The organism is Candidatus Accumulibacter phosphatis (genome assembly GCF_012939955.1).
GTDB lineage: Bacteria > Pseudomonadota > Gammaproteobacteria > Burkholderiales > Rhodocyclaceae > Accumulibacter > Accumulibacter delftensis.
The window spans coordinates 101,130-118,525 of record NZ_SPMY01000045.1; the positions used below are offsets into that span (position 1 = coordinate 101,130).

The window sequence follows — 17,396 nt, forward strand, 5'->3', positions numbered from 1 at the left end:
ATCGAACGACGATGAGCGAATTCTGGAACCCCTACGCGCCGCCGGATCCGCAGCGCCGCCGCTTGCTCGGTGTCGGCTCGGTGCTCGCCGTGCTGCTGCTGTGGAGCGCCGTCGCCGCTTCCGGGCTGGTCAGTCAGACCCGGCTGCCGGCACCCTGGGACGTCGTTTCGGCCTTTGCCTACCTGGCCTGGAGCGATGGCCACAGCATGCTCCTGACGGCAACGCTGTGGTCGGGCGGTCGGCTGCTCGTTGCCGGCCTGCTGGTGATCATCATCGGCATTCCGATCGGCATCGTCATGGGCGCCGCGCCGCAGATCAATGCGGCACTGTCGCCGCTCGTCGATCCCTTCCGCTCGGCGCCGGTGGTGGCCCTGCTGCCCATTCTGGTGATGTGGATGGGTATCGGCGAGTCGATGAAGATCGCCTTTTTGTTCATCGGCGCCGTGGTGTACCTGATTCCGATGGTCCGCGACGCCATTCAGGCGGTGCCGCAAAGCTACTGGATCGGCGCCCGCGATCTCGGCGCCACGCCCTGGGAATGCATCCGCCAGGCGGTGGTGCCCATGGCCATGCCGCGCATCGCCGACGCGGTGATCGTCGCCTTCTCGGTGATGTGGACCTACATCACCGTCGCTGAATACGTGAATGCCCGTGAGGGACTTGGCCAGTTGATCCAGAATGCTCGCCGCTTCAGCGCCTGGGATCAGGTGTTTGCCGGCATCATCGTCATCATTGCGCTGGCGCTGCTCACCTACCGCTTGATGATCTGGCTCAAGCGCCGCCTCTATCCCTGGGAAACACAGCAATGAGTGCGCCAACGACGGCGGCCGGCAGGCCAGTCGCGGCAGCTGCCGCAAAGTCGGTTGCGGTGGCCCTCAAGGACATCGTTCAGGAATATCCGGTGCACTCCGGTGCCGTCACACGGGTGATCGATCGCGTCACCCTGAGCTTCGAGCAACCGGGGATCAACATGCTGCTCGGTCCCTCCGGCTGCGGCAAGAGCACCCTGCTGCACATGCTTGGTGGCGTGCGGCCAATGGGCGTCAAGACGCCGACTTCAGGCAGCGTGATGATCGACGGTGTCGAGTGCCACGGCGCCCACGACGATTCGGTGATGGTCTTCCAGCGCTATGCCAATCGACCCGACCTGTCGGTGTTCGACAATGTTGCCTTCCCGTTTCGGCTCAAGCTCTGGAAGTCGCGCGAGCCGGAAGCCGAATGGCGTCAGCGCGTCACCGACCTGCTCAAGGCTGTCGGTCTGGCGGACAAGGCCGGCCTACGGCCAGCGCAGCTCTCCGGCGGACAAAACCAGCGCGTCGCGCTGGCGCGGGCCCTGGTCCTGCGGCCGAAAATCCTGCTCATGGATGAGCCCTTCGGCGCCCTCGATGCGCAGACGCGCGAGGAAATGCAGCAGCTGCTGATCGACCTCTACCAGTCCTGGCCATGCCTGGTCGTTTTCGTCACCCACGACGTGACCGAAGCGCTGCTCCTTGGCGACCGGGTAATCGTCCTGTCGGGCCAGCCGGCGCGTGTCGCCGACGATTTTCTGATCGGCGAACCGCGTCCGCGCGCGGCGGCATGGCAGCGCTCGGCGGCGGCTCAAGGCCTCGAGGAGCGCATTCTCGCCCAGCTCCACGCCAGTCCCGGCAAGGGCCAGGTCAGGGTCAGCATCTAGCCATGGCTGAAGAAACACCGCCGTACGTCAGGGAAGTCCTCACCAGTCAGGCCAATCTCTATGCGTTCCTCGGCTCGCTGGCCGCCGCGGCCCTGTTGTCGATCCCCTTCGGCTTCGGCATCGGGGCAGTGCCCTTGATTGCCTTTGCTGCCGGCGAAGTGCTCGCCGCCCTGCATGTCCCGTCCCTGCCCAGTTTTCGCGACCAGGTCGACCGCCGCTGGCGGGCCAAGGCGCGGCAGGCCTCGCGCGAACAACTGTTCGCGGAACTCCAGAAACGCGCCGCCAAACTGGAAGGCTATTCGAGCAGACTACGCACCTATCAAAGGATGCTGGAACGGGTCGATTCGCTCTACCAGCGCGCGGAAACCGGTCTTTCCCGGCTGCACTACCGGGACGTCGAGCAGCTCGACGACGTGACGCTGGAGTACCTTGGCCTGTGGTTGTCGGGTTTGGTGATGGATGATCGCGTCGAATCGATCAACCTGCAGGAAGTCGATGCCATGCTGGCTGGCATCGAAAGAGAACTCGCCGCGCCGCGCCGGGGAGCCGATCTCCGGCAACTGCAGAAAGCGCGCGCCGACTACGTGGATCTGATCGAGCGGCATAACCGGATGCAGAGCCGCCGCCGGGCGCTAGAGGCGGCGATGCTGTCGATGCCCGACCAACTCGCCGAAATCTACCAGACGATCATGACCTTGCCGGCCTCCGAAGACATCGGTAACCGGCTCGAAGAGGCTGTCGGCAAACTGCGCCTGCAGGAAGACATCGAGGCCGATCTGGCCAGCGGCCTGGCCGAAGCACTGCCCGGGGTGGCCATGCCAAGCGCTGGCAGCGGCGCACGGCGCCTGGTGGCCGTGGCGAGCGCCAGCAGAAGCTGAGAGGATTTGCCTGGAAAATAGCGACTTTTTTGAAGGGTTGATGACGATCGCCGTCATTCGCTCACTCATACTTGGCCGGGGAACCGGTTTACGAAGGGAAGAAGGCAATGGTTGATATCAGTCTTGTGGGGCGTCTCTCCAACCTCTGGTCGGGCTTTGTCGCGCTGTGGATCACCGACGTGGAAAAGCGACATCCCGAAATCGCCTACCAGAACGCGATCGATTCGATGATTGAAAAGTATGGCAAGTTGAAGACCGCCACGGCGGCAATCATGCGCCGCCGCGAGGACGTTTCGGCGCGCCTCGAAAGTGAGCGTAGCGAACTCGCGGCGGTCACCGCCGACCTCAACACCGCCCTGGCCACCGCTCAGGATGACCTCGGCATCGTCCTGATCCAGAAGAAGAACTCGCTCGACGCGAGCATCAAGGCGCTCGAACAGGAGATGGAGCAGGCGCGTACCGATACTCAGGAAGCGAAGGACTCGCTGCTGCAGGTCAAGTCCGAAATCCAGAAACTCAAGGACGAGAAGGACCGCATGCTGGCGCAGATGCTCAGCGCGCAGGCGCGCCTCAAGATCCAGAATCAGCTCGATGGTTTGTCGGTCGACGCCGAAGTGCGCGCCCTCGACAACGTCCGCGAACATATCAAGACGACTGTCGCCGAAGCAAAAATGGGCTCCGAAATGCGTGATTCCGACCTCGACGTCAAGCTCGCCAAGCTTCGCCAGAGTAGCGGCGCGGTGACCGCGCGTCAGCAGCTCGAGGAAATGAAGCGCGCACGTGCCGGCCAGGCGGATGCTGTCGCCGGCAAGTCGATGTAGCTGCCGCAGAACGCCATGACCCGCAGCAGCCCCGCAGCCGCAGATCAGCCGCCACATCCATCACATTCACCGCGCCCACCACTGCCGGGCTGGGCGGAGACGCTGCGCCAGAAGTATCTGGCCGGCGAAGCTTCGGTTTTCGTCATCTACCGCAATGTCTTTGACCGCTATCAGGTCGGCGATCGCTATTACACGCTATTGCCCTTGCTCAGCGAGGTGCTGCTCAAGGACAACAAACAGCAGATCTTCGAACTGAGCATCGACCGCGGCGTGCGCATCGTCCAGGGGAGCAGCGCGCAGGGAAAGATCGAGCTCTATCGCCATCTGGAAGGCAAGGGGCTGGCCGGGATCTTCGAATCGCTCGAGCGGCAGATGCTCGAGCAACGTTCGAGCGCCCTGCTGATTCCCTACGCGGGGACCCTTTTTCCGGCGGCCGAGCCGCACCTCCTGTCACTCGACGAGCGCGGAGCATTTACCGCCCTGCACCGCTGGTCGCTCGACGAAGAATTTTCCGATCGTGACAACGTCGTCATCCTGGTCAGCGAATCGCTGGCCGACATCAGCCCGGCTCTGCTGACGCATCCGCGCATCGTGGCCATCGAGTTGCCGATGCCGGATCGTGAAGCGCGCCACGCGGCGATCGGGCATTACGCAGCCGGCATGCCCGCTGCTGAAGCCGATCTGCTGGCCGATCATACCGCCGGACTACGCCTGATACAGTTGGCCAGCATCGTTGCCAGCGAAGCACCGCAGGCGCTCAGCGAGCAGCAACGACGAAGCCTGATCGTCGGACTGCTGCAGGGCAGTCCGAACGCCGAGCAGCGCGCGCAAAGACTCGCTGCGATCACCGCCGGCATGACGCCAGGCGAGATCCAGCAACTGGTCGACCCTACCCGGGCGCTGCCCGAAGAGGACCCGGCCGGCGAGATGCTGGCCGTCGTCCGCCAACGCAAGCGCGAGCTGATCGAGAAGGAGTGCGCCGGCCTGATCGAATTCATCGAACCTCGGCACGGACTCGACAGCGTCGGCGGCAACGAGCACATCAAGAGTGAACTGCTCGAGATTGCCCGGCTGATGCGTAGCGGCGACCGAGCGCGGGCACCGATGGGTCTGCTCGCCGTGGGCCCGATGGGCGCCGGCAAGACCTTCGTCATCAAGGCCTTCCTCAAGGAGGCGGGATTGTCCGGCGTGGCGCTGAAGAACTTCCGCTCCAAGTGGGTCGGTTCGACCGAGGCCAACCTCGAACGGGTGCTGGCGACGGTCAAGGCCATGGGACCGATTGCGCTGCTCATCGACGAAGGCGACCGCAGCTTCGGCAGCACTGGCGATTCGGACGGTGGTACCGGTTCGCGAGTCATCGCCCGCCTCAAGGAGTTCATGTCCGACCCCGAGAACCGCGGCCAGGTGCTGTTCATCCTGATGACCAACCGCCCGGACAAGCTCGATACCGACATCAAACGTCCGGGGCGTCTCGATCGCAAGATTCCCTTCTTTTACGCCGAAACGACCACTGAACGCGCCGCCGTCGTCGGCGCCATTTTTCGCCGCTACCAGGTCGCACTGCACCTCACCGACGCCGCCCTGCAAGAAGCCTGCGAAGTGCTGGAAGGCTATTCAAATGCTGACCTCGAAGCGCTCGCACTACTCGCTGCCGAATTTGCCGAACGCGCGCGGACAGCGCTGACCAGCGCGCTCCTGAAGCAGGCGATCGATGACTTCATGCCGCCGCAGGAGATCGCCATGGTGCGCTATATGGAGATGCTGGCGGTTTCGGAAACCTCTCGCCGCTCGCTGCTGCCGCAGCGCTTCCGCGCGCTATCGGTCCAGGAAGTGCAGACCCGACTCGCCGAGTTCAGGCGCCAGATCAACCTTTGAAGGAGCTCTTATGTTTCCCCAGTTCGATGATGTTTCGCTCAATGCCGCCCAGACCGTCGCCGCCACCCAAATGCTGCTGCGCATCGCGCACGTCGATGGCACAAGAAGCGCGGAAGAAGTGGCCCTGATTGGCCAGTTCTATGATGCCTGTCGCAATGCGGCGCTGGATTGGCCCGCTTTCGCCTCCCTGCAGACCGAGACGCCCGCCAGCGACGCCGCCGGCCTATTCACGGAGCCGGCGCAGCGCGACATTCTCGTCGCCACCTGCCTGCTGGTGGCCTACGCCGACGGTGCTCTGATTGACGAAGAATTGGCGGCGGTTCGCGACGTCGCCGCCGAGATCGGCATGGCCGCGGCACGCGTCGACGAACTGCTGGCCCTGGTCAAGGACTACATGCTTGCCCAACTCGCCAGTCTGCCCGACGCCCACTCGGTGGCGGTGGTGGCACGCGAGTTGGGCTGATGGGCGGATGGGCACTGGCAGCGCCGTCCAGCTGCTAGCAAAGTCAAATGCACAACTTAAACTAGATTGATAGTTGTCTTGACTCAGGGGACCACTTTACCGCCAAACGCATGGGCGTTCGAGCGGCCAGGATCACTTCGGACAACAAGGTCGAATGGGACGAGGTCATTGCCGCCAGCGCACGAAACGACGGTCGAGACGATATTTGCCTGACTTAATGAGAATTGTCTTGGCATTCTGCCCAAGGTCTTCCTATACTTCCTGGATAACTAGAAACCTTTGAACCTTGCCAGAGGAGACATGTAATGGAGATTGCTCTTTCCCCGTTTCTGCCAGAGGCTCTGTTGGTCCATTTGCCAGAAATTGACGCCCAGCACGAGGAGGTATTTACCCGCATCGAGTCGCTCAAGGCGGGCTGTTTTGAAAACATCTCCGTAGATATCGCCGAGTTCCAAGGCTTGATCGACTGCTTCGCACTGCATTTCGCCACCGAAGAGCGACTGGCCGATGAAGCCGGGGTGGATTTCACTGCCCATGCCGAGATCCACCGCGGCACTCTTGGCCTGCTACGCAAGGCGCTGGATGATGTCCGTAACGGCGGACACGACGCGCATTCCTTCCTGCGTTATGCCGAGTTCTGGTTTGAACGTCATATTAGGGAAGACGACAAGCGGTTCATTGCCACCCTGGCGCAACGCCGACACTTCACGCTTCCGAGTAGCCACTGGCCTGCCGTCGAACACTATTTTTCCGCCCGGGTCTGAGTCCACGCCTCGCCTGGCACGTATGTGACTAGCGCCCGAAGGTAATCAGGCGCGGTCCTTGCCGTTCGCCCCAGGCCCCGAGTTTTCCGTCTGTTGCCAGTGCAAGCGTTGTTCCATTGCCAGCGGCGGCGGTGGCGATACGCTCCGCAATCGTGGTCGGCTCAACCGCGAAACGGTGGCCCGACACCCGCAGCGAGCCATCCTTGACTATCCGCTTGCGCACCAGTGGCGAGCAGCACTTGCGGAGTGTGGAAAAGGGATGCGCTCCATCAGATAACAAAGGCAGTCCTGCCGCACCGCACGCGCGTCGAGCGTCAGCATGGCCGGTGTCGATGTTCGCCGCAGAGTGATCGTGCCGTCGCTGCAGGCGAAATAGTCTTCGCTCACGTCACGCCGTCCCTCGTCGCGGACGTCGAGCGGAAAGGCCAGGCGTGTGCGCCCAAACGCCGTGCCGGGCTCGAGTTGCCGGAAGTTCATGTGATCGAGCCGCGGATCGAAATCGACATCGGCCAGCGCATCCCCGAAACCGAAGGAAACCGCGGCCGGCACCCTCACTGTCGCTACCGTGTGATAAAGATCGATGTCATGCTCGTGGACGTCATGCGACGGGAACTGCGCCAGATGCAGGCAAGCATTGATAAAGCTCGTGGCGTGCGCTTCGTTCGCCGCTTTGCCGGGCTTGCCACATTCCAGAGTTAATGACGGACACAGCGGCGAAAAAGCCGTCGTCTGCGAACCGGCCAGGCCACGGAACCAGACCACCGTGCGCGAAAATAGCAAGGCCAGATGTAGAACCGCCTGATCGAGGCTATTCACCACGCAGTAGAGGGGATTGAGGCCTGTGTTGTTGTGGACATCTACACTGGCGAAGACGCCGCGCTCGCGCATGATGCGATGGACCTCGCTCATCGCTGCGTGCTCCGGAGCGCCGGCATGCAGCTCGGTACCCGGCCAGACGCGGTTGTAATCAGGCTGATGATCGAGTCGACGCAGGCCTTCTCGCGCCGCCGCGACATTGCCAACCAGGATCGACAGCGCCCGCGGCAGTTGCCGACCGGCGTGAGCACGCAAAACGCTTTGCAGCGCGACAACGCCGCTGTCTTCGTTGCCGTGCAGCAGCACGGAAACCAGGAGCGGAGCCTCGCGTCGTCCGGGCAGATGGATCAAGGTCGGACCGTTCAACAGGCGATGCAGTTCGCGGGCAGGGGTTTCGAGAAAGCCCGCAGGCAGGGATTCAAGTACGGTCAGCATGAACTGGGACTCATATCGGCCACTCGTGCACCGGCACGAGACGGCGTTGATGCTCAAGATAATCGGCGGTAAGCCGGAAGAAATCCTGGTACTTCGCATAGTGGGCAAGTTGCCAGGCGGCGCCGTTCTGGCGGTAGCGCAGGCGCGCGCTAATCACGTCGAGGTAGCGAGTGATGTCGCCTGCGGCAAGATCGAGCTCGGCCAGTCCTTCGCGAGCCAGCGGCAGCAGTTCGCGCAAGAGAAGTTCGGCCACATTTTGACAGCGCCCGTCGAGCCACACCACCTGCGCCTCAAGACCATACCGTGCGGCACGGTAGAAATTTTCGCGCGCAACGGCAAACGGCAGCCGGGCTTCAGGAGCTTCCGCCTGCCTGGCCAGACAGCGTACCGCGCCATAGTACAAGGCAGCATTGGCGATCATGTCGATCACGCTCGGACCAGCAGGCATGACGCGCTGCTCGACGCGCAAATGCGGCACTTGGTCTTTCTCGAGGCCGATCAGCAGCCGATTCCAACGCCAGATGGTCCCGTTGTGCAGACGCAGATGCGCATACGAGCTCACCGGCCCCGCCTCTACATACGGCAAGAGTACCGGATACGATGACAGGTTCTCCGCAAAACACGCCATCGGGTCCTTGCCGAGATAAGCTGAACCGAAGGTTACCCGCATATGCTCGGGATGGCCCGGTTGGCGGCAATCGACCGCCTGCTCGAACAAGGGTATCCGGGTTTCGTGCCAGAGCGCTCGCCCGAACAAGAATGGTGAATTGGCGGCCAGCGCAACCAAGGGTGCAGCGAGAAGCTGCGACGCATTGTACGTGCGCGCGACCTCGTTGACCGGTGTCTGCAGATGTACCTGAAAAGAGGTGGTCGCCGCCTCAAGCATCACATCGGAGTGGGTCGCGGTGAGCGTTTCGATGCCGGCGATATCCAGCGTCAACGGCCGCCCACCGCGTCGCCGCAAGACCTGGTCGTTGAGAGCCGCGTAGCGCTTGAAAGGAGACATGCTGCTCAGCGACAGATCTCGCTCGCGCAATGTCGGCAAGGTTCCGATGGCGATCAGTGCCACGCCCTCTTCTGCAGCCACCTGCTGGCATCGCTGCCAGGTTGCGGTCAGCTCACCTTCAAGCTGTGACAGCGCGGTAGCCCTCAAGGCCTGCGGCGTGCCGTTGATCTCGACGTTGAATAGAGAAAGCTCGGGCACCACCAGCGGGCTGGCCATGCGCTGCAGAAAAGAGACGTTGCGCGGCGACGGAAAGAAATGCTCATCAATCAGCCAGGCCTCAAGTTCGAAACCCGCGACCAGGCCGGCATTGGCGAAAGCTCCCGCCCTGTACGCCTTGTGGGCATGCGCGGTCTCTTGCTCAAGGCGCTGGCTGAAGCGCGCGAAGTCATCCGCCGTAAAGCCGTCACTGCCAATCTCCTTGCCCATCGCCCCCCCCTTCGAAGTGTGCGACACCAGCCTCCATTTGACAGCCGAGTCTATTCGCTAGCCCTTATGAACGCTTGCGGTAGATCAAGTTCTTGTCACCCCGATACAGCGCCGCCGCACGCTCTTTATGCTATCGCCAGGCGTATGCTGCGACCGGCGACGGCCACAGCAATGAGCACCGCCCCCGCGAGCGTAGCCCGATTGCCGCACTATCGGCAAGCCAGTGACAGCCGCAGGGAGGCGTTTGTACGTCGACGACCATCGCTAGCCGCTCCAGGAGGCGAGCGAGCCGCCCCGGAGCGAGCGCCGAGCGTAACGAAAATGACACCAGAAACGCCATTCTTCGCGGTATATTGCTGACTCTGATCACCCGCCCTGTCTGTGACCTTGCACGTGCCCGTCGCCCGTAGCAGCAGTCACTCTTGCGAAAGCTCTTGATGTCCGCCGTCCGCCCCGGAAACACTGAAATCCTGCTCGCTGACCCGTGCCCCGCGCTATTGACGAGAGACTTCGTCGAAGACCCGTTCGGACGCTCGCTGGTGTTGCGCGTCGGTCACGCGCGCCAGGTCTTTCGCTGGATCGAAGCGGGAGAGTTTCTGATGGGTTCGCCGGCCGACGAAGCCGAGCGTGGGCACACTGAAAAGCTGCACGAAGTAAGGCTGAGCCATGGTTTCTGGCTCGCCGACACGGCCTGCACACAAGCCTTCTGGCTGGCTGTGTGGCCGGTCAACCCCAGCTGTTTTCAGGAACACGCCGACAATCCGGTGGAGAACGTCAGCTGGCACGATGCGCAAGGGTTCATTGGCGAGCTCAACCGCCGACTGCCCACCTTGCAGGCGCGCCTGCCAAGCGAAGCCGAATGGGAATACGCCTGCCGCGCCGGCACGACGACGCCCTTCGTATTCGGCCAGCAAATCACCCCTGCCGAGGTCAATTACCACGGCGGACATCCCTACGCCGGTGGCCGACAGGGGCCGTATCGCGAGCAAACGGTTCCCGCCGCCTCGCTGCCGGTAAACCCGTGGGGATTGTTCGAGATGCACGGCAACGTATGGGAGTGGTGTGCCGACTGGTACGACGAATACCCGGGTGAACGGCAGGCGGACCCGCTCGGCCCAAAGCACGGCAAGCAGCGGGTACTGCGCGGTGGCACCTGGAGCGACCCCGGCCGCTACGCACGTTCCGCCAACCGTAGCCGCATCGGACCTGCCTATCGGCCGCGCAGCAGCGGTTTCAGGATCGCTCTCGCCCAAGCCTGAGCAATTTCGACGCGCGACAGTTCGATGCCACCCGCCAGATCCGCGTGCCGGACGGATCGGACCCGTTAGCCGGTATTGTCGTGGTGATTCGGCAGCGCTTGTTCGCTGCCAGCGCTGACCGCCTCAGCGAGCAATCGTTGCTCGAGGCTCTCGATCAAGCCATCGGCAGCATCCTCGACCATGTCCAGGACCAGATCGAAGCCGTGGCCGAGACCGTAGTAGGGATCCGGCACTTCGTCGTCGTCGAAGTTCTTCGAATAACTCATGAATAGCCCCAGACGATCGTGCTTTTCGGGCGGGCAGATGCGTTGTAAAACCGAGAGGTTATTGTGATCCATGGCCAGAATCAGATCAAAATAGTCGAGGTCCTGGGCCGCCACCTTGCGCGCGCGCATGTCGGATAGATCATAGGTGCGAATGGCAGCCGCTCGTTGGGTGCGTTGATCCGGCGGCTCGCCGACGTGATAGCCGTGCGTTCCGGCCGAATCGACCTCGACTCGGTCGTCCAGTTCCTTGCGACGCAACATCTGCCGAACAACGCCCTCGGCCGTCGGCGAGCGGCAGATATTCCCCATGCAAACAAATAGAACCTTGATCACCATGCATCTTCCAGATACGTTCGTTCTTCGGCCAAGTTCGAGCCCCAAAAGTAGGCACCGGACAGGCATGCCAGGCCAATTTTTCCCGCCCCGCCCCGCCACTGCATCGGCAATCGCCTTATTCCTTGCGCGCCGTCCGCTGGCGCACCACGCCCGCCCCACACCGCAGGGGCCTTCATCATCCGTTGAAAAGCCGGTCAGCGCAACCGAAGTGCAGCGATTGTAAGGATTTAGCGACAAAAAAAATCGCAAGCACCCAGCGCGCCGGAGGGTCCCGGGGAATCGCCAAGGCGCGGCTAACGATCATGACAGTCGAGATACCCCGGATCATGAAAGTCATGACCGCCCTCTTCCCCCTGCCCCTTCTCCCGCGAGGGGAGAAGGGAGTTTCGTGAGTCGCTTGCGCGACTTTCACATTAATGACGGTCGGCAATGCCGCGACGGCTATCGGCTTACCCGCGGCGAGTGACGGCTCGCCTCTTCGGCTTCGCGGCAACCGCTTCCTTGCGCGCTGATGACCCGGGCCTGGCCGGACTTCTCGCCGCGGCTGTGGGCTTGGCAAGAGATTTGTGCTGCCTCCGACCCTCGTCAGGCGCCTTTTTTTTCCGCAAATGGGTTGCTGGAGACATTGAATTGAATGCGCAATGGCGTCCCCTGCAACTTGAACACCTCGCGAAAGATGTGCTCGAGATAACGGCGATATGATTCCGGCAGTTTGTCGAGGGCGTTGCCATGGATCACGATCAGCGGCGGATTGCGGCCGCCCTGATGCGCGTAGCGCAGCTTCGGCCGGAACAGCCCGGCGCGAGGTGGCGCTTGCCTGGCCACCGCGTCGATCAGTGTTCGGGTCAGTTGCGGCGTCGGCAGGTCGGCGATGGCCGCCTTGTAGGCCGCATCGACCGAGCGGAAAAGCGCTTCCAGCCCCTGCGCCTGCAATGCCGAAACGTAGTGGAAACGGGCGAAATCAATGAACGCCAACTGGCTTTCCAGAGACCCCTTGATCTGTTCGCGAACATAGGAATCCAGCCCATCCCACTTATTCACCGCAAGCACCAGCGCACGACCCGATTCGCGGATGAAACCAGCAATGTGCGCATCCTGCTCACCGATATCCTGGCGTGCGTCGACAACCAGAACCACCACGTGTGCCTCCTCGATGGCCTGCAGCGTCTTGATCACCGAGAACTTCTCGATGGTCTCGAAAACCTTGCCGCGGCGCCGCAGGCCGGCCGTATCGATGAGCGTATATTTTCTACCGGCACGCTCGAAATCGACGTGAATGGCATCGCGCGTGGTTCCCGGCTGGTCGAAGGCGATGACCCGCTCTTCGCCGAGCAGCGCGTTGATCATCGTGCTCTTGCCAACGTTCGGGCGACCGACGATGGCCACGCGAACGATGTCACTCTCGACTTCGTCGTCCGCTGGCTCGGGAAAAAGCTCCAGCGCCAGGTCGAGAAGCGCCCGCACCCCCTCGCCGTGGGTCGCCGAGATGGCCACCGGCTCGCCAAGGCCAAGTTCATGAAAGTCGGCGATCACCAGACCGTGCTGCATTCCTTCGGCCTTGTTGACCGCCACGAAAACCGCCCCCGCCGACTGACGCAGACGCCTGGAGATTTCCTTGTCCAGCGGCGTGATGCCGGTGCGGCCGTCAACGACCAGGATCACCACATCGGCCTCGTCGATCGCCTGTTCGGTCTGGCGCGCCATCTGGCGCATGATGCCGTCCTTGGCAAGCGGTTCGAAACCACCGGTATCGATCACCAGATAGGGCTTGCTGCCCAGTCTTCCGTGACCGTAGTGGCGATCTCGGGTAAGACCCGGGATGTCGGCAACCAGTGCGTCACGCGTTCTGGTCAGCCGATTGAAGAGGGTGGACTTGCCGACATTCGGGCGCCCGACGAGGACGATGCTCGGCTTCATGGGCAACGACCCTCATCTGGAAGCGCGCGGGGCAAGGCAGGTACTGCTGATTGTCTCTCGATCACTGGACGCCAATCGCGTAGATGCCACCACCCTGGGTCTGCAACAACAACTCGTTACCGAGCTTTTGCAAGGGTGCCCGTACCGGGCTTCCATCGGTACTCAGACGCGCAGCGAAAGAACCATCGTCGCGATTGAGCAGGTGCACCACTCCCTCCACGTCGGCGACGGCGACCAGACCTTCTCTGGCCAGCGGCGAAGTCAACTGGCGCAGGAAGAGCTGGTCCTGCTTCCAGATGCTCGACCCGGTCGCTTTGTCGAGGGCATGCACGGCCCCCTGGTCGTCGGCGACATACACGTAGCGGCTATCGATCGACAAACCCGCCGAACTGGAAATGTCGCGCCCCCACATCAGGTTCCCGGTGCCAAGGTCGAAACAGGAAGTGCGTCCCTGAAAAGCGACCGCGCAAATCATTTTTCCATCGATGACCGGCAGGCTGCTGACGTCGGCGATGCGGTCGAGTTCTGTGGCACCCTTTGGCAAGGCAACCGTCCCCTCCCAGAGCGGTGCACCATTGTCGGCGTTGACAGCAATCAGTTTGCCACCGGGAAAGCCGACGAAAACATACTTGTCGACCACCACCGGAGCAGCCATCACACGCACCGAAAGCGGTGGCGTCGGACGTTGGTAGATCCACTTGCGGCTTCCGTCGACCGCGCCGTAGGCAGTCAGGCGATGATCGCCGCTGCGCACGATCACCAGCCCACCAGCCACCGCTGGCGGCGCCAAAACCTCGCTGCTGGCCTTGGCCTCCCACAGCAGTTTGCCATCGGCGGCGTCAAATGCCAGAACCTCACCCTTGACGGTGCCCACCGCCAGCAGCCGTTGATCCGCACCAACCCCCCCCCGAAAGTTGTTTCTCGGCCTTGATCCGCCACACTGGCCGGCCATCGTCGAAACGAACAACCGTGCCGTCGCGAGCTGCCGCGTAGGCGGTGGACCCGACCACGGCCGGAACGAAGGTATAGGGCTTGCCTTTGCCGACATCCTCCCGCCAGACCACCCGCGCCTGCGCTGTCGCCTGGATAGGCTGCAACTCGGCCATTTTCGGTCCGCTACTGGCGAACGGATTCAACGCATCGAAGCTCGAACAGCCAGCCAGCAACGCTGGCAGCAGTGCCGGCAGCACTGTCGCGACAAGCATACGCCTCATCAACTGCTCTCCCCGAGCGCGTCGAGCTTCAGCTGCAGCACTTCGCGGTAGGCAGCATTGGCCTGAGAAGCCTGCAGGGTGTTTCTTCCCTTGCCGCTCGGGTCGCCTTGATCGAGCCTGGCCAGGGCGCCCTGGTAGGCTTCACGCGCCTCTGTCTTTTTCCCAACGGCGCTGAACACGTCGCCACGCATGTTCAGGTACAGGGCCGAGAAGCCGGCACCGCTACCCCCTTCAAGCTGGCGCAGCGCTTCGTCGTAGGCTTTTTCGTCAAGCAGCACCGCCGCCAGACGCAAGCGCGCCAGATCGCGCAGCTCATGCTCGCCATTTTCGACCACCCACAGCAACTGCAACTTGGCTGTTTTCATATCCCCGGCGTCGACCATGATCTTGGCTGCCGACAACGCCGCCAGCGGCGCGTAAGCCGTGCCAGCGAATTTCTCGAGCAATTCACCGCTGGCCGCCTTGACACGCTGCGAATCATCTTCAACGACCGCCTTCTGCAGCGCACCATAAACCATCGACGCCTTGGCCGCCTGACCGCGCTGATACCAGTTCCAGCCTTGCCAGGCGATAACGCCGATCGATACGGCGGTCACAATGCCCACCATAAGATTGCCATACTGCTTCCACCAGGCCTTGATCTCGGCGATCTGTTCCTGTTCTTCGAGGTCGTAGGTAGCCATTACGATTCGTCCCAATCCAAAATGGAGTTCATGATTTCGTCGGCGACAGCATCGACGCTGACCCGCTTCTGTTGGTTCGCTTGTTCGCCGATCGCGCGCAACGGCTTCAGCGTCACTTCGCCAGCACCGGCCTCGTCATCGCCGATAATCACCGCAAAGCCCGCCCCCGAGGCGTCGGCTTTCTTCATCTGCGACTTGAAACTGCCGCCACCGCAATGGAAAAGCACATCGATGCCACGGTCGCGCAGGCCCTCGGCGACTCGTGCGGCCAAGCGCGAAGCCGCAATGCCCTGGTGCACCAGATAGACATCGACCGCCGCCGCCTTGGTCTCGCCCCCTGCGTCGCGAATCAGCGCAATCAGCCGCTCGACGCCCATCGCGAAACCACAAGCCGGCGCCGGCTTGCCGCCCAGCTGTTGCACCAGGCCATCGTAACGACCGCCGGCGCAAACCGTTCCCTGCGCGCCGAGGCGATCGGTCACCCATTCGAAAACGGTCAGATTGTAGTAGTCGAGTCCACGCACCAGGCGCGGGTTAATCACGAAGGGCTGTCCGGCATCGCGCAAAACCTGCTGCACACCTTCAAAATGGGCCATCGATTCGCTACCCAGATGATCAATCAGTTTCGGCGCGCCGAGTATCAGTTCCTCTAGCGCCGGATTCTTGCTGTCGAGAATGCGCAAGGGGTTGCTGTGCAAGCGCCTTCTGGCGTCGTCGTCGAGCAGCTCGCAGTGCTGCTCCAGGTAAACGATCAGTTCGGCACGATGACTGGCCCGTTCCGCCGCTTGTCCCAGGGTGTTGAGTTGCAGGCTGATGCCGTCGAGCCCCAGGTCGTCCCACAGGCGGGCGCCCATCAGGATATGTTCGGCGTCGATGTCCGGCCCGGGAAAGCCAAGCGCTTCTACACCGACCTGGTGGAACTGGCGATAACGCCCTTTTTGTGGCCTTTCGTGACGAAACATCTGGCCCATGTAGTAGAGGCGCTGCGGCTGCTGGGCAATCAGATTGTGCTGGATGACGGCGCGCACACAGCCGGCAGTTCCCTCCGGGCGCAGCGTCAGCGGCTCGCCATTGAGGCTATCGACGAAGGAATACATCTCCTTTTCGACGATGTCGGTTACCTCGCCGATGGCACGCTTGAAAAGCGGCGTCGGCTCGACGATCGGCAGGCGCAGCGGTCGGTAAGCATAGCTCTTCAGCCACGAACGAATGGTCTCGTCGAACAAATCCCAGAATTCGGCTTCGTCGGGCAGGATGTCGTTCATGCCACGAACGGATTGTATCTTCTGACTGATCATTCGGCGGCACACTTCCTCTGATAGCTGCGTGCCACGTAGGCATCGACAATGGCGGTGAATTCTGCGGCAATATGCTCGCCGCGCAGAGTGACCGTCTTGGCTCCATCCTCGAATACTGGCGCCACCGGCGTTTCGCCGGTACCGGGCAGGCTGATGCCGATGTTGGCATGCTTGCTCTCGCCCGGTCCGTTGACCACGCAGCCCATCACCGCCAGGGTCATGTTCTCGACACCGTCATACTCGCTACGCCAGCTCGGCATGCGCTCGCGGACGTGCTCCTGAATCGACTGCGCCAGTTCCTGAAAGAAGGTGCTGGTTGTGCGGCCGCAACCGGGACAGGCAATGACCATTGGTGAGAAGGCTCGCAGGCCCATGGTCTGCAACATCTCCTGGGCAACGATCACCTCCTGCGTGCGCTTGCCACCCGGTTCCGGGGTCAACGAAACGCGGATGGTATCGCCGATGCCTTCCTGCAGCAGCACCGCCATCGCTGCAGTAGACGCGACAATGCCTTTGGAACCCATACCGGCCTCGGTCAGGCCAAGATGTAAAGGGTAATCGCAGCGGCGCGAAAGCTCGCGATAAATGGCGATCAGGTCCTGCACACCGGACACCTTGCACGAAAGAATGATCCGGTCGCCCGGCAGACCGATTTCTTCGGCCCGAGCAGCCGACTCCAAGGCCGAGGCGACCATGGCCTCGCGCATCACCTTGATGGCGTCGTGTGGCTCGGCGCGACGAGCGTTCTGGTCCATGATGCGGGCCAGTAGATCCTGATCGAGACTGCCCCAGTTAACGCCGATACGCACCGGCTTCTCGTAGCGGCAGGCCATCTCTATCATCTGCGCGAACTGTTCGTCACGCTTTCTGCCGTGACCGACATTGCCCGGGTTGATCCGATATTTGGCCAGCAGCCGCGCACAATCCGGCTGCTCGGCGAGCAGGCGATGACCGTTATAGTGGAAGTCGCCGATCAGCGGCACAGCGACGCCCATGCGCTCAAGCTGCTCCCGAATCGCTGGCACCGCCGCCGCAGCCTCAGGCGTGTTGACCGTGATGCGCACCAGTTCCGAACCGGCACCCGCCAGCTCGGCGCACTGGATTGCCGTACGCACGACGTCAACGGTATCGGTGTTGGTCATCGACTGGACAACCACCGGCGCGTCACCGCCGACCGATACCTGGCCAACTCTGACCACACGCGTTCGCCGCCGCGCGGCCACGGGCAGCGAATTGCTCATAGCGAGCCCACCGTTTGCCCGAT

At 62.4% G+C, this 17,396-nt stretch carries 18 protein-coding genes; 8 read left to right on the forward strand and 10 right to left on the reverse strand.

Features of this window, described 5'->3' with window-relative positions:
* Nucleotides 1–11: 11 nt before the first annotated feature.
* The 7 genes from E4Q23_RS16010 to E4Q23_RS16040 all read left to right on the forward strand — a co-directional run bounded on the left by E4Q23_RS16010 (nucleotide 12) and on the right by E4Q23_RS16040 (nucleotide 6,476).
* Entirely contained in the window at nucleotides 12–809 is a 798-nt protein-coding gene (locus E4Q23_RS16010; protein WP_169067557.1) for an ABC transporter permease, read from the forward strand.
* Nucleotides 806–1,675, forward strand: a complete 870-nt coding sequence (locus E4Q23_RS16015) for an ABC transporter ATP-binding protein (protein WP_169067558.1) — start codon at nucleotides 806–808, stop codon at nucleotides 1,673–1,675. Before E4Q23_RS16010 ends, E4Q23_RS16015 begins: the two co-directional genes overlap by 4 nt.
* 2 nt (nucleotides 1,676–1,677) lie before the next feature.
* Nucleotides 1,678–2,553, forward strand: coding sequence for a hypothetical protein (locus E4Q23_RS16020; protein WP_169067559.1), 876 nt, complete (start codon nucleotides 1,678–1,680; stop codon nucleotides 2,551–2,553).
* 107 nt (nucleotides 2,554–2,660) lie between these two features.
* Nucleotides 2,661–3,374: a PspA/IM30 family protein gene (locus tag E4Q23_RS16025; RefSeq protein WP_169067560.1), complete on the forward strand. Its 714-nt coding sequence runs from the start codon at nucleotides 2,661–2,663 to the stop codon at nucleotides 3,372–3,374.
* 15 nt (nucleotides 3,375–3,389) lie between these two features.
* A complete protein-coding gene (locus tag E4Q23_RS16030) occupies nucleotides 3,390–5,249 on the forward strand; it encodes an ATP-binding protein (protein ID WP_169067561.1) in 1,860 nt (619 codons plus the stop codon).
* A 10-nt stretch (nucleotides 5,250–5,259) separates the two neighbouring features.
* Nucleotides 5,260–5,712 (forward strand): TerB family tellurite resistance protein, encoded by a 453-nt coding sequence (locus E4Q23_RS16035; protein WP_169067562.1) that lies wholly within the window; start codon nucleotides 5,260–5,262, stop codon nucleotides 5,710–5,712.
* Nucleotides 5,713–6,017: 305 nt separating this feature from the next.
* Nucleotides 6,018–6,476 carry a bacteriohemerythrin gene (locus E4Q23_RS16040; RefSeq protein WP_169067563.1) on the forward strand — a complete coding sequence of 153 codons (459 nt, stop codon included), beginning with the start codon at nucleotides 6,018–6,020 and terminating at the stop codon, nucleotides 6,474–6,476.
* A gap of 28 nt (nucleotides 6,477–6,504) precedes the next feature.
* Here E4Q23_RS16040 and E4Q23_RS16045 read toward each other — a convergent pair whose 3' ends face one another.
* From E4Q23_RS16045 to E4Q23_RS16055, 3 genes are read right to left on the reverse strand one after another with little or no spacing between them, the layout of a single operon-like run.
* Nucleotides 6,505–6,699 (reverse strand): hypothetical protein, encoded by a 195-nt coding sequence (locus E4Q23_RS16045; RefSeq protein WP_169067564.1) that lies wholly within the window; start codon nucleotides 6,697–6,699, stop codon nucleotides 6,505–6,507.
* Nucleotides 6,684–7,727: a M14 family metallopeptidase gene (locus E4Q23_RS16050; protein ID WP_169067565.1), complete on the reverse strand. Its 1,044-nt coding sequence runs from the start codon at nucleotides 7,725–7,727 to the stop codon at nucleotides 6,684–6,686. The genes E4Q23_RS16045 and E4Q23_RS16050 overlap by 16 nt, the downstream gene beginning before the upstream one ends.
* Before the next feature lie 10 nt (nucleotides 7,728–7,737).
* Nucleotides 7,738–9,186 carry a glutamate-cysteine ligase family protein gene (locus E4Q23_RS16055; RefSeq protein WP_336511710.1) on the reverse strand — a complete coding sequence of 483 codons (1,449 nt, stop codon included), beginning with the start codon at nucleotides 9,184–9,186 and terminating at the stop codon, nucleotides 7,738–7,740.
* A 410-nt stretch (nucleotides 9,187–9,596) separates the two neighbouring features.
* Here E4Q23_RS16055 and E4Q23_RS16060 point away from each other — a divergent pair, with 410 nt between their 5' ends.
* Entirely contained in the window at nucleotides 9,597–10,418 is an 822-nt protein-coding gene (locus E4Q23_RS16060; protein ID WP_169067566.1) for a formylglycine-generating enzyme family protein, read from the forward strand.
* A 65-nt stretch (nucleotides 10,419–10,483) separates the two neighbouring features.
* Here E4Q23_RS16060 and E4Q23_RS16065 read toward each other — a convergent pair whose 3' ends face one another.
* From E4Q23_RS16065 to ispG, 7 genes are all read right to left on the reverse strand, one after another.
* Nucleotides 10,484–11,020 (reverse strand): low molecular weight protein-tyrosine-phosphatase, encoded by a 537-nt coding sequence (locus E4Q23_RS16065; RefSeq protein WP_169067567.1) that lies wholly within the window; start codon nucleotides 11,018–11,020, stop codon nucleotides 10,484–10,486.
* Nucleotides 11,021–11,605: 585 nt separating this feature from the next.
* Entirely contained in the window at nucleotides 11,606–12,937 is a 1,332-nt protein-coding gene (gene der / locus E4Q23_RS16075) for a ribosome biogenesis GTPase Der (RefSeq protein WP_169067569.1), read from the reverse strand.
* 61 nt (nucleotides 12,938–12,998) lie between these two features.
* Nucleotides 12,999–13,811, reverse strand: a complete 813-nt coding sequence (gene bamB / locus E4Q23_RS16080; protein WP_336511711.1) for an outer membrane protein assembly factor BamB — start codon at nucleotides 13,809–13,811, stop codon at nucleotides 12,999–13,001.
* Complete coding sequence (locus tag E4Q23_RS24920; protein ID WP_336511712.1) at nucleotides 13,792–14,151, reverse strand: hypothetical protein; 360 nt, start codon at nucleotides 14,149–14,151, stop codon at nucleotides 13,792–13,794. Before E4Q23_RS24920 ends, bamB begins: the two co-directional genes overlap by 20 nt.
* Entirely contained in the window at nucleotides 14,151–14,834 is a 684-nt protein-coding gene (locus tag E4Q23_RS16085) for a YfgM family protein (RefSeq protein WP_169067570.1), read from the reverse strand. Before E4Q23_RS16085 ends, E4Q23_RS24920 begins: the two co-directional genes overlap by 1 nt.
* On the reverse strand, nucleotides 14,834–16,129 hold the full coding sequence (hisS, locus tag E4Q23_RS16090; protein ID WP_169067592.1) for a histidine--tRNA ligase: 1,296 nt from the start codon (nucleotides 16,127–16,129) through the stop codon (nucleotides 14,834–14,836). The genes E4Q23_RS16085 and hisS overlap by 1 nt, the downstream gene beginning before the upstream one ends.
* Complete coding sequence (gene ispG / locus E4Q23_RS16095; protein WP_169067571.1) at nucleotides 16,129–17,373, reverse strand: flavodoxin-dependent (E)-4-hydroxy-3-methylbut-2-enyl-diphosphate synthase; 1,245 nt, start codon at nucleotides 17,371–17,373, stop codon at nucleotides 16,129–16,131. The genes hisS and ispG overlap by 1 nt, the downstream gene beginning before the upstream one ends.
* Nucleotides 17,374–17,396: the final 23 nt, after the last annotated feature.